General features: G+C 54.9%; 9 protein-coding genes and 1 tRNA gene. 1 reads left to right on the forward strand and 9 read right to left on the reverse strand.

Annotated features, from left to right (window positions below):
- Positions 1 to 12: 12 nt before the first annotated feature.
- The 5 genes from nrfD to phnD all read right to left on the reverse strand — a co-directional run bounded on the left by nrfD (position 13) and on the right by phnD (position 5749).
- Positions 13 to 1101 (reverse strand): polysulfide reductase NrfD, encoded by a 1089-nt coding sequence (nrfD, locus tag HZB23_12105; GenBank protein MBI5845398.1) that lies wholly within the window; start codon positions 1099 to 1101, stop codon positions 13 to 15.
- A 91-nt stretch (positions 1102 to 1192) separates the two neighbouring features.
- Positions 1193 to 1945 (reverse strand): 4Fe-4S dicluster domain-containing protein, encoded by a 753-nt coding sequence (locus tag HZB23_12110; GenBank protein ID MBI5845399.1) that lies wholly within the window; start codon positions 1943 to 1945, stop codon positions 1193 to 1195.
- Positions 1942 to 2319: a hypothetical protein gene (locus HZB23_12115; protein ID MBI5845400.1), complete on the reverse strand. Its 378-nt coding sequence runs from the start codon at positions 2317 to 2319 to the stop codon at positions 1942 to 1944. The genes HZB23_12110 and HZB23_12115 overlap by 4 nt, the downstream gene beginning before the upstream one ends.
- A gap of 246 nt (positions 2320 to 2565) precedes the next feature.
- Positions 2566 to 4797, reverse strand: coding sequence for a sigma-54-dependent Fis family transcriptional regulator (locus HZB23_12120; GenBank protein ID MBI5845401.1), 2232 nt, complete (start codon positions 4795 to 4797; stop codon positions 2566 to 2568).
- Entirely contained in the window at positions 4778 to 5749 is a 972-nt protein-coding gene (phnD, locus tag HZB23_12125; protein MBI5845402.1) for a phosphate/phosphite/phosphonate ABC transporter substrate-binding protein, read from the reverse strand. Before phnD ends, HZB23_12120 begins: the two co-directional genes overlap by 20 nt.
- Positions 5750 to 5885: 136 nt before the next feature.
- Here phnD and HZB23_12130 point away from each other — a divergent pair, with 136 nt between their 5' ends.
- Positions 5886 to 6626 (forward strand): peptidase C39 family protein, encoded by a 741-nt coding sequence (locus tag HZB23_12130; protein ID MBI5845403.1) that lies wholly within the window; start codon positions 5886 to 5888, stop codon positions 6624 to 6626.
- Positions 6627 to 8442: 1816 nt separating this feature from the next.
- On the opposite strand, the gene HZB23_12135 is transcribed toward HZB23_12130, so the two are convergent.
- The 4 genes from HZB23_12135 to HZB23_12150 form a co-directional block, all read right to left on the reverse strand.
- Positions 8443 to 8530 (reverse strand) — tRNA-Leu (locus HZB23_12135).
- A gap of 299 nt (positions 8531 to 8829) precedes the next feature.
- Entirely contained in the window at positions 8830 to 9726 is an 897-nt protein-coding gene (gene xerD / locus HZB23_12140) for a site-specific tyrosine recombinase XerD (protein ID MBI5845404.1), read from the reverse strand.
- A 222-nt stretch (positions 9727 to 9948) separates the two neighbouring features.
- A complete protein-coding gene (locus HZB23_12145) occupies positions 9949 to 11052 on the reverse strand; it encodes an aminopeptidase P family protein (GenBank protein ID MBI5845405.1) in 1104 nt (367 codons plus the stop codon).
- Complete coding sequence (locus tag HZB23_12150) at positions 11049 to 11846, reverse strand: ParA family protein (GenBank protein ID MBI5845406.1); 798 nt, start codon at positions 11844 to 11846, stop codon at positions 11049 to 11051. The genes HZB23_12145 and HZB23_12150 overlap by 4 nt, the downstream gene beginning before the upstream one ends.
- Positions 11847 to 12040: the final 194 nt, after the last annotated feature.

Consider the following 12040-nt stretch of genomic DNA (forward strand, 5'->3'; position numbering starts at 1 on the left):
AATGAAGCCCTTTCAGGAGGTCCGGCTTTCTTCGAGTTTCAGCGTGTCCCTGCCGACCAGAAAAGCCATGACCGCGAAACCGGTTATACCTATGGAGACGGCCCATTCCATGAGGCTCGGAAAATAATCGTATGAAAGCCGGTTGCTTACAAAGGCGCTCTTAAGGGCGTCCAGTTCAGGAACCGCCATTGCGGGGAAAATGATGTTGGCCCTGGCGACCCCGTAGCCAAGCAGCACCAGGATGCCCACGACGCCCGCCCAATATCCCTTTTCTGCGGAGCGTGGTTGAGCCAGGAACGCTATGGGAACGAGCGTGCCCAATAGAATTTGGAGTATCCAGAAAGCCCACCAGTAAGGGCCGAAAAGGACCAGATTGACCGCGTCTATGTTCTGCGGAATATTCCCATAGTAGCTTTGGGAAAAATCAGCCCACAGGAAGAAAAGCTTCACCAGCGCTATCACGATGGTCATAATGCCAAGAATATGAATCAACTGCTGAAGGGAAGGGTTTTTCCTGTCGCCCAACAGCCCCTGCACAGCGAGCATGGCCGCCGCCCCCGACCCCAGGGAGAACACCGGGAACTGGGCGGGCAAAAGGCCCACGTGCCAGAACATGCGGCTGACGTTGACCCCGAGAAGCGCCCCCACCGCGCCGCTCACGAAAAGGGAAAGAAACAGGCCAAGAACGCACAGAATTTTCAACAGCCTGGTTTCGGGCCTGAAAATTGCGCACCAGAGGGTGCATAGAATGAGCAACCCGAACAGGTTGTAGCCCCACACCATTTGAGCCATGACGGAGCCCGGGTTTGCCTGGAAGACCGCCCGCCAGGCCCGGCCCATGTGCCCGAGATCGAACAGGATGGAGATCATGGCCGCAGCCAGGCTCACCAACGCTATCCACAGCGACAGCTTGCCGGTGTTCCTGAAGGCCCTGACCTTGAAAAGAAGGTCGAGACTGGAGATCATGTAAGCGCCGGCTGCGGTGCCCGCGAAAAACAGGTACGCAGCCACCCAGAGCCCCCACACCACGTATGAGCCGTAATTGGCGTTTAGATGGCCGTGGGCCAGGCGGTCGTAGACGCCCCAGAGGCCGAAAAGCATGGCCGCCGCGCTGACCGCATAGGCAATCCGTTTTACTTTCATGCGCGAAATCCCCCTGCCATTCGTGTTATTCATTTTTCCAGGAACAAGGTCACGACAGGTAATAGACGGACGGCTTGGTCCCCAGTTCGGGTTTCAGGGTGTAGATGCGAGGCGATGCCAGAAGTTCTGCGATGAGCGAATTCGGGTCGTTGCGGTTGCCGAAATAGGTGGCGCGCCCGATGCAGGTGGTGACGCAGACGGGCAGTTGGCCTACCGCGATCCGGTGAAGGCAGAAGTGGCACTTGCGAGCGTTGCCCACCGGCGATTTTTTTCCCCGGGCGGGCCAGTCCTTGCCGTATTCCTTGGCCGGCGTAAGCTCATATCCCGCACGCGCCTCCTTTCGGCCAAGAATCCGGTCTGCGGCTTCGGGGGTTTTATCCGTATAGAACTCTCCGAAATCGGCAGTGCGGGCCGCGTAGGGGCAGGCCACCAGGCAGGCCCGGCAGCCGATGCAGCGTTTGTAATCGATGACAGTCACTCCCTGTTTGTTCTTGAAGGTGGCCTTCACCGGGCACACCTTGACGCAGGGAGGATTCATGCAGTGCATGCAGGGTCTCGGAAGAAACCGGCGCCTGACGTTGGGGTATCTGCCGATTTCCTCCTCCATGACCGGCCGGTAGACCACCCCCGGGGGCAGCTTGTTTTCCGCCACGCAACCGATGGTGCATGCATGGCATCCGGCGCATTTGGCCACGTCAATGACCATGGCCCATTGAACGGCGTCCGGCTTTTTGCCTTTCGCAGCTCTCAATTCCCGCTGCATTCGGACCACGTAATCTTCGGAGAGCAAGGTGTTGCTCATTTTTGATCCTCCCCCTTCTTTTCACGCAAGGACTTAAGCCAGAATCTCAGTTCCTCAGGGTTGACGGGCTTGGCGATGCATGCGTGGATATCAGTGCTGATTGCGTCCGCCAGCTCCGGGTGGTAGCGTGACCGGGAGACGCAAAGTATCATAAGGCCCGGACTCGGCGATACAAGCTGCTTGATGTGACGGCTCCGCAAAGGCACGGAGTCCAGGTCAATGAGGGCGGCCAGGCAGGGCGTACGCCCGATGGCCTCCGCCATCTTCTCTTTTTTGGAAAAGGCCAGGGAAGGCGCTCCCAGGCCTTTTAAAAGGGACTGGAGATTCCTTGTTTCTCGGGCGTCAGCGCAAAGGATCAGGATTGTATTCTCCATGCCACGCCTGGTATACCTCCGCCATTGTTTGAGAACTTATAAAGCATTACCTGTGCCAAACATTGTAACACATTGAAATACAAATTAAAAAATCCGGCGATAAAATTCGGTATGGTTCGGCGATTGTACGGAAATCGTACAAAAAAAGTTAGCTACTCTATTTTTGCAATGATATCGGAATGTAATGAGTGTATTAAAGCCGGACGGCAATTATTGAAACGTACGGATTTAAGACGGCGGGGCAAGTCACTGCAGAAGAGGTTTGGATATCCGGTGTTTTTTCATTTTTTCGTAGAGGGTGCTTCTGCTTATCCCCAAACGATCTGCGGCCCGGGTTTTATTCCAGTCCGATTCCACAAGAGTTTCCCGGATGATCCGGGCCTCATTTTCCACCAGGGAATTCTGAATCCCCGGCTGGGCTTCTTCAACGGATTTCTCCATCACCATCTGGGGCAGGTCGGCCGCGCCTATCATCTCGCCTCTCGCCAGCACCACCGAGTGCTCCACGCAGTTCTCCAACTCACGGACGTTGCCTGGCCAGTGGTACTTCAAAAGCCTCCTCATGGCTTCGGAACTGAAACCCGTAATGGACTTTCCCTGCTCCTGCGAAAACTGCTGCAGAAAATATCTCGCCAGAAAGGGAATGTCATTGCGGCGTTCCCTCAAGGGGGGCATGAGAACGGGAATGACGTTGAGCCGGAAAAAGAGGTCCTCGCGAAAGGCCCCGTTTTTGACCGACTCGATGAGATTCCGGTTGGTGGCGGCCAGAATGCGTATGTTGACCTCGACGGAGTCCGATCCGCCGAGCCGCTCGAACTTCCGGGTCTGAATCACTCTCAACAGCTTGGCCTGCGCCTCCGGGGCGATTTCCGCTATTTCATCCAGAAAGACGGTTCCCCCGTCCGCGAGTTCGAATCTTCCCGGTTTCCTCTTGACGGCTCCCGTGAATGCCCCCTTCTCATAACCGAAGAGTTCGCTCTCCAGAAGGGTGCTGGGGTAGGCCGGGCAGTTGATAACGACAAATGGCCGGTCACGGCGGAGGCTCAGGTCATGGATGGCGCGCGCCACCAACTCCTTGCCCGTCCCGCTTTCGCCCTGAATCAAAACGCTTGCGTCCGTGGGAGCCACGTCTTCGATCAGCCTGTAAATCACCTGCATTTTCGGGTCCTTGCCTAAAATTCCGCAATACCCGGAAAGGCTGTCCACCCTGGCATGAAGTTCCCGTATCTCCTCTTCGTGGCGCAAGGCCCTGTAAATGACACTCGATGCCTGGCTCATCACCAGTTCGATTATGTCTATCTCCTTTTGAACACAGGTGCATTTGTCCGGGCATGCTATGAGAAGCGCGCCGAAGACCTCGCGTTCCATGTTTTTCAGCGGGAAGGCCAGGGCCTTTTCAACTGCCTGGCCAGGCGCGGATATGAGCGGGCCGACGAAAACCCCGGGGTCGAGAAGGCCTGGCGAGTCCATCCCGGCGAGAGCCTCGAAAAGAGGCTCGCAATCATCTTCGGTTAAAGGTTCCGCTCCTTCCCGTTGATAGATGCAGAGCGTTTTACTGTCGCATGAAAAAATCAGAATGGACAGGTTCGTACAGGACACGATCTCAGAAAGCCTGTCTATCAAGACCGCGCAGACATCTTTCAGGTTGGGAAGGGCTGCAATCTGCCGGTTTATGTTGAGTGACATGGCCAGTTGGCCGGAAGTCCTGTCCAATTGACGGTTTTTCGCCTCAAGGTCCTCCTTGGCCAGGACCAGTTTTCGGGTATGGTCTTTCAGTCGTTCCAGGAGGCCGCCGAAGGCTGACGCCAAAATACTTACCTCCGTGAACCCCCCGGGGTTTTGGACGGATACGCTTTCGAGGGCTTTTTCGTCAATGGCCTCCACCTGCCTCACGAAATTCTTAAGAGGCCGCAGGAGCCTCAGCAAAAGAAAGTGCCCAAGAGTAAGAGCCGCCGCCAGGATGACAAGGGTGAGCAGGCTGACCCGCCACCATAGCCCCGCCACCTTTGCCCGGTAAGGCTCTTCCGAAAATCCGAGTCGCAGTATTCCAGCCTTGCCCACGTAGATGGGCCATGCCACGTCCATAAAATGAACGCCTTTTTCCGAGACGATTTTTTTCACCCTGCCGGTGGAAATGTCCACGGGAGCGTTCAGGAGGGCCAAGCCATCGGGAACGCCTTTGGAAAAAGTATGGGCCAGTATCTGGCCGTCTTTTTCCACAAACAAATATGAAACGGCCTCGTGGCTTCTATTCTGGCCGTCGAGAATTTTCTGAAGTGCCACCATGTCGTTAGTGAGTACCTTGTCGGCGGCATCCAGAGCAAGGTTGCGGGCCAGGCCAAGAGCCTCCGTAATCGCCGATTGGCGCAGGATATCCGCATACCTGATGGAAACGATTTGGGATATGGTCATGCCGCTTGCGAGGACCAGCAGGGCCACAAGGATCAGCACAGTGTTTTTAAGGCTTTTCGGAGCCACGGGAATCGCCCTTGCCGGTGTTTTCGACGGATTTGTACATGCTGCTGACTGGTTCATACCATTTTTCATCTGGCTCAACAAACCGGTCAATCATGAGTTTTGCAAGGATTTCACGGCCCTCTGGATTTTCATGCATGGTAAGGAGCCCCAGCCTGATTTTTTCCTTGATCTCCGGGGAAAGAGAAGAGGAAACCACCGCCGGGGGGCTGCCGAAAGGTTCCGATTTCATCAATATTCTGGTCAGTCGGGTGAACCGGGGCTTGGTTCGTTCAAAATATTCCCACTTGTGCCCGTCCACGGCGGCGGCGTCCACAAGGCCCCTGGCGACTGCGAAAATGGAGTTGTCGTGGCTGTAGGTATAGATCAGCTTTCCAAAAAAGTTTTCCGGTTTCAGGCCGACTTTGGCCAGCCAGAACCGGGGGGCGAGCGCCCCTGTCAGGGAATCCGGGTCCGTCATGGCGAAGGATTTGCCCTTGAGATCGGAAAGGCTAAGGAAGAGGCTGTTTTTTCCTACTATTAGGTAGGACTGATAAAGAGGCTGCCCCCGGATGACCGGAGTCGCAAGGGCCTCGAAACCGTATTTCTTCCGGCCCAGCACATAAGGACCGGTGCAGATGAAAGCCATGTCCGCCTGGCCTGCGGAAAAAAGCTCGTTGATTTCCTGATAGGTCTTGCGCTGGATGACGGATATTCCGGTTCCGGCGCGCTTCCCCAGGTAAGCCATCATGTCGTCGTAGTAATTTATGGTTTCCTGGGGCGAAATCATTGCGCCTATGGCCACGCGCAGAACCTTGCCTTGCGCCGAAGGAGTCTGGCTATTCGCCTTGGTTTGGGTCTGGGAAAAATCAAGGCGGCTGTAATCCTCGTCCCGGTCGCACCCCAAGGCCGCCAAAACGACCAGGGCCACAATAAACAAAGGGCGCGGGACAATGGCAGGGCCGGAAAATTTCATGGTGATCCCACCTTGAAAGTAAGCCTTCAAATCATCGTGTTTTCAACACTTACCACAATAAAGTATTGGTAGCAATAAAGCTCGATTTCCCGCCTTTAAAGGTTTCCGCCGGACGTTTCCTTTCTCCGCTTTCACGATGAAATATTCTTTGAATCGTGGTACATATAACAAATCAAAAGCAGAAGGGTCTTCTGGATCAGGCGCCACGATCCGGAAAAATTATTCGATAAAACTTTGCCCCCATGGCTCAACGGGAAAACTGAAATTGCACACGGATGGAAACCTGCATAGGCTTTACGCATGGAAACAGACGAGGATTTATTCCTGCGGCCCGGCTGCTCTCATGACGGCGCTGGCCGAGTACGGCAAAGCGGAATTGTCGGAAAAAAGTGAAATTGCGATATGGAAAAAGGTCCGCAACATGCTTTTTATGGGCTCCACCCCCGCCTACCTTGCCCGGTTCGCCAAAAGTCGCGGCGTTTCAGCCCGGCTGTGGATAAGATCGGGGAACGGACCGGAAAAACGTTACGGTAAAACCCTTTTTCATCGACTGCTGCACAGCCACCTTCTCCGCGTTTATCGAAAAACCGCCGTCGCCTACCGCAAACAGGGCAACGAAGTTTCCGATTACCGCGAAGAATCCGAGATTACAGGGGTTTTGCGATCCAGCCCGGAAGCGAAGGCGATTTACCTTATCGCTGATGATGATGAAATTTTCCATTTCATCCTGGCAAGGCAACAAGGCGGCAGGCTCGTTGTCATGGACCCTGCCAACGGAGCCAACACACACTTCACGGAAGCGGGATTCCTTGCCAGGTATGAACCGAAAATGCTGGGCTATTGCGTTCTCCTGGGTAAAGTTCAACCTGTTCAATAAAGGCAATTTGAAGCCGAATTAAAATTTAGCGTGTACTTGTGGATCATCGTAAAATACTTGAGGGCAAAGGCCAAAAACCTTCAAAAATCCCAAGCGGGCTAATGATGTAGGGGAGGGAGTCCCATCGTTCCCCGGTTTTCGGTTTTGACATTCGATCGCGCCTTTTTTATGCGCTCAATAATTACGCTCAAAATAAAAAGATCGTAAAAAGCAGCATAAAATAGTGATATGATGATCTGCTTGTCTGCGCTGACAGCATACATGACACCGCAAAGCAATCCCAAGTCCGGGTAATCATAATCTGACTGACAGCCGAGGCTATCCAGATCGAACCGGGCTGTGCCGGAATCAATCCAGCGAACTTGCCAACTAATGCACAAAAGTTGGCAAGTTCGCTAACACCTTTTTTCATATAAGTTCAGACTTTTAAGCATATTTTGAAAGCTATCGGCATTTCTGGCTCCAGCTAACCCGCCAAGTTTTGCGGAAATATGGGCAAAACCCCTCCAGTTTTGTTCGCTGGAGCAAGGAGGCTTTCGGCTGGTCAGGCTAAATATTTAACCCCCTTCCCGTTGCCGCTCAAAGCTCAAAACAAACAGGAGATACCCTCAAGACCCATAAAAATTACCAAGCATATTCAGCGTGTTCCTTCCCCGATTCCCCCTCTCCCAAATAGCGCACCCGGTGGATGGGCAGGCAATAGAAGCTGTGGACGTTTTCCGGGGCCAAAACCAGCATCGAAACCTTTTCAAACTCTCACCCCCGCATGTTTTTAGGACATGTATGGGCATTGAAGGCCTTCAGGGATTTTCAGGATGAAAAAATCGAGGCTCAGATGTTGGATCCATTGAAACCGGGCCGATACAGGCTTATAAAGGCCGGGCCGGGAGGCTGCCCAACTCCGTCCAGGATCAAACCAACCAGCGTCAAAGATAATACTCTGTAATATTTGAGTTATCCTCTCAATCCCATCGGGATACCCCCTATTCTTTTTCTTATTCTTTCTTTTTCGAATATCCGAAAACCAGATCGTTATACTCAACTGCCAGTTCACAAATCCTTGTCTTTGTAGCACTGCCTTTTTTCACCATACGCGATAGATACAGAAATTCCTGGGATGGCTGGGCAAGCCTTAGCCTTTGTTGAATCAGCATGGGACTGCAACCGGACTATTCTTGGGCAACGTTGGACAAAATTTTCCGGCCAATCCCTATACTCCGGGGCTTGCTTGCAAGCATGATGTGGGAGATGGAGGGATGCGGGAGAGAGAAACAAAGGCAGACAGAGGATGGAAGCACAAAGCGGACGACAGCGGGCGTCAACAGGTTAGAAGACAGCAACGAGGCCGTGGGAGATGAGGTCCGGGGCAGGCTGTTTGGGCGGTCTGTGGGGCATTATGGAGAGGGATGGGAGAGGTTATAGAGGAGTGCGTCCACTTGAAAAACGGCGATAGCCGCCAGGCATAATAGCTGGTTACATGAACGGCCTAAAAATGAATGAATGGGATCCGAGTCCGGGAGAGCTTGCGACTTGGTCTCCAGGTGGGTGCATGGGCTGGGTGCAGGCAGTGGGTGCAGATAGACGAAAAAGGTTTTTACAGCAGTGCTGACAACCAGAATGCTAAAGATCCGGCAAAAGCCTGAAAATGGGTGCCTGGAGTCTTTTTCAAAGGCCCTGATTCCTTCAATGGATGGGCGTAAAATCGGCACCCAGGTGGGTGCATTTTGGGTGCAAAACGGGTCCAATTCGGGCACTTTTGACGGGATTTATAGAACGAACGCTCTGTTCTATTTCGATGGTAACTTGCTGATTTTATTGGTGCCCGGAGCCGGAATCGAACCGGCACGATTGCAAGAATCGAGGGATTTTAAGTCCCTTGCGTCTACCTGTTTCGCCATCCGGGCAAAGAGGCGTGGGGTCGGGGGGAATTTGATACTGCAAAACGGCGGAAAAGGCAAGAAACGTCTTGCCGGTTTTTGTGCGGACCTGAATTCCTGTATAAACAAGGCATCCCTGAACCGGTATTTTTCCGCAAGGCAGAGGCATGGGGAGAAACAGCCCCTATGATATTAAGCGGAGCATGGTTCTTTTCCATTTTTAAGGAATCCGGCAAAGGGAAGAAAGGCGCAGGTCTTCTTCCCCCGTCTTTTTCGGGAAAACGAAAAGCTGTTGTTGCTTTGTTCGATTCGCCAGCCGCCCCTTGTCAGGGCCTTGGATGGAACTTTTTGTGGGCGTTTTTGAGGTGCTCGCGGGCTACGTGGGTGTAAATCTGGGTGGTTGAGATGTCCACGTGGCCGAGCATCTCCTGCACCACCCGGATGTCGGCCCCGCCCTCCAGCATGTGGCTTGCGAAGGAGTGGCGAAGGGTGTGGGGCGTGAGCTTCTTTTCGATTTCCGCCTTTTTTGCCCATATCTTGAGGCGCTTCCAGAAGGCCTGCCGTGTGAGTTTCCGCCCGCCCTGGCCGATGAAAAGATTGGGGCTCATTCGGCCCAACGCAAGGCGGGGGCGGCTGAATTCCAGGTAATCCCCGATCTTGTCGATGGCCATTTGGCCAATGGGCACAAGGCGCTCCTTGTCGCCTTTTCCCAGAACCCTCACGAATCCGGCCTCAAGGCTGATGTCCGCCAGAAGCACCCCCACCAGCTCCGAGACTCGCAGGCCAGCGCCGTAGCCCACTTCCAGCATGGTGCGGTCACGGACTCCCAAAGGGGTCCTGTCGTCCGGCGCGTCCAGGAGGCGCTCCATCTCGGAAAGCGTGATGGTGTCAGGCAGCCGCAGGCCCGACTTGGGAAGGTCCACCAGCCTGGCCGGGTCTTTTTCGAGGAGCTTGTCGGCTATAAGGAACCGGAAAAAGCCCCTTACCGCCACAAGGTGACGGGCGCGGCTTCTTGCGGAAAGGCCCTGGTCCCGAAGGGACAGGAGGTGTTTCAGGACGTGGCCTGTGTCGATTTCCTTTACGCCGGTAAGCCCAAGCCCTGCCATGAAGGTCGAAAAGACCGCAAGATCGCGGGTGTAGGCCGAAAGGGAGTTTTCCGAAAGGCCCTTTTCCACTACGAGGTAGTCGCGGTAGCGGTCGAGGGCTTCATCGAGGGATAGCATGCTATTCCTTTTGATTTATAAGCCCGTCTAAAAACGCGAACTGCTGTGTTGCGCTTCAAAGCCAATTTCGATCACGTACGAACATCCTGATTTAGCCCAAGAACTCTGCGATTTCTTGGGCGGGTACGCTCCCTCATTGGCTTCTCGCGCTCCTTGCATTTCATCGCCCAAGTTCAAATTGGTATCCAGGCTTTTCGTACCTATTTGTTTTAACCAAATTTTTTACATGATTGCTGATAGTCTGTTCAGCACCTCAACTCCGCTGTCGGTTACCAGCACCATGTTTTCCAGGCGCACCCCGCCCAAGCCCGGAACGTAGATGCCGGGCTCCACGGTAAAAACCATGCCAGGGGCGAGGATGGCGTCGGAAAGCGGGCTTATGCGCGGAGCCTCGTGAACGGCGAGGCCCACCCCGTGCCCAAGGCCGTGGCCGAAAAGCGCCCCATAGCCGTGGGCGCTTATGTGATCCCTTGCTGCAGCGTCTACGCTTTTGGCCGAAACTCCGGGTCTAATGGCCGAAATGGCCAGTTCCTGGGCTTCCTTCACGATTTTGAAGATGTTTCCGAGTTCCTTTTCGTGGCTTCCGGCAAAGAGGGTGCGGGTGATGTCCGAACAGTAGCCGTTCACCCTTGCCCCGAAGTCGAAAAGAAGGATTTCGCCTTCTTGGCAGACATGATCGGACGGGATGGCGTGGGGCAGGGCGCTGGACGGGCCGGAAGCCGCGATTATGGGAAAGCTCATCTCGTCCGCCCCAAGCTCGCGCAGAAGCCGCTCCAGCTTCCAGGCAAGCTCCTTTTCGGTGGCAGGGAGTTGAAGGGTTTTCAGAAAGCGCGAAAAGGCGTCCTCTGCGATTTTCAGGGCAAAGCGGATGGACTCGATTTCCGAGCTGTCCTTTATCACACGCTGGTCTTCCACGAGGTTCCCGCACGGGAGCAAATCCACCGAAACCCTTGCGGATTCCAGGTGCTCAAGAATTTTAGCGTGGTCTTTCACCGACATCCGGCGCTCTTCAAAACCAAGGCGGCGGATTTGAAGCTCCTCCGCCAGCCCAGGAAGCAGCTTGGCAAAGCCCTCCTTATAGGTCTCCACCCGCCAGCCCTCACACTCGTTTTCGGCCTGGGTGGTGAAGCGGGAGTCCGTGGCCAAAACCAGATGACCGCCCGTTACGATGGCGCATCCCGAAGATTCGTCCATCTGGCTGTCAAAGGCCGTGAAGCCAGAAACATAGCGGCGGTTTTCGGATGCCTGGATCAGGATGCCGTCCAGGTTTTCAACGGCGAGCCTTGCGCGCAGGGCATATATTCTTCGGGCGAGCCTTTCGGTCATTTCGCCTCCGCCCCGCCGTTCCTTCCAAGCTCCTCCGCGAGCGCCCTGTAGTCTGCGGCCCCGCTGGAACCCGGCCTGAAAAACACCACGGGCGTTCCGTGAAGGGAGCTTTCCGCTATGGTGGCGTTGGTGCGCACTGCCGTGTTGAAGACCTTGCCGGTAAAGCGTTCGTCGGTCTTTATCTGCTCCATGACCGCGCGGGAAACCCGTGTGCGCGGCTCGTAAAAGGTGGCCGCGACGCCGGTTAAAGAAAGAGCCGGGTTGATCTCCTCCCTTATGAGATCGACGGTGTCTAAAAGATCGTCAATGGCGGCGTAGGCGTGGGGCTGGGTCTGGCAGGGGATGAGGAACTCCTGCGCAAAGGCGAACACGTTTACGGTTAAAAGAGACAGGCTTGGAGGCGTGTCCAGGAGGATGAAGTCGTAAAGGCCCAGAAGGGGCTCCAGGCGCTTCAGGCGCTTTTCCCGGGCCATCTTGTTCACAAGCTCCACCTCTGCGGCGGCGAGGTCCACGTGGGACGGAATGAGGAAAAGCCCCTCCCACCGGGTGGCGGTGACGGCCTTTGCGGGGTCGGGCGGCTTGTTGGCCGTGAGAATGTGATAGGTGGTGAGGCCGCTGTCCGGCGCATCCACCCCAAGGGCGCGGGTGGCGCTGTGCTGGGGGTCCATGTCCACCACGAGCACGGAATTTCCCGAAGCCGTCAGGGCCGCTGCCAGGTTCACCACGGTGGAGGTTTTTCCGACCCCGCCCTTTTCGTTGGCGATGGCGATCACGCGCGTGGATTTTTCGCTCACGATTCCCCCCTCAATAAAAAGATGAATGAGACGATTCAGAATCCGCCGTAAACACTCTGTCTCAAAAGCCCGGATAAAAACGCCCGGATGCGAAGCCTGGATAACTGCGATGGAGCAATGCACAGCAATCCACAAAATTTCCCTGCCTGCCGCCCAGGCTGGAGGGCCTGAAAGCGATGATATGCAAGGAAGGC

This window comes from Deltaproteobacteria bacterium (assembly GCA_016235345.1).
Taxonomy (GTDB): Bacteria; Desulfobacterota; Desulfobacteria; order Desulfobacterales; family Desulfatibacillaceae; genus JACRLG01.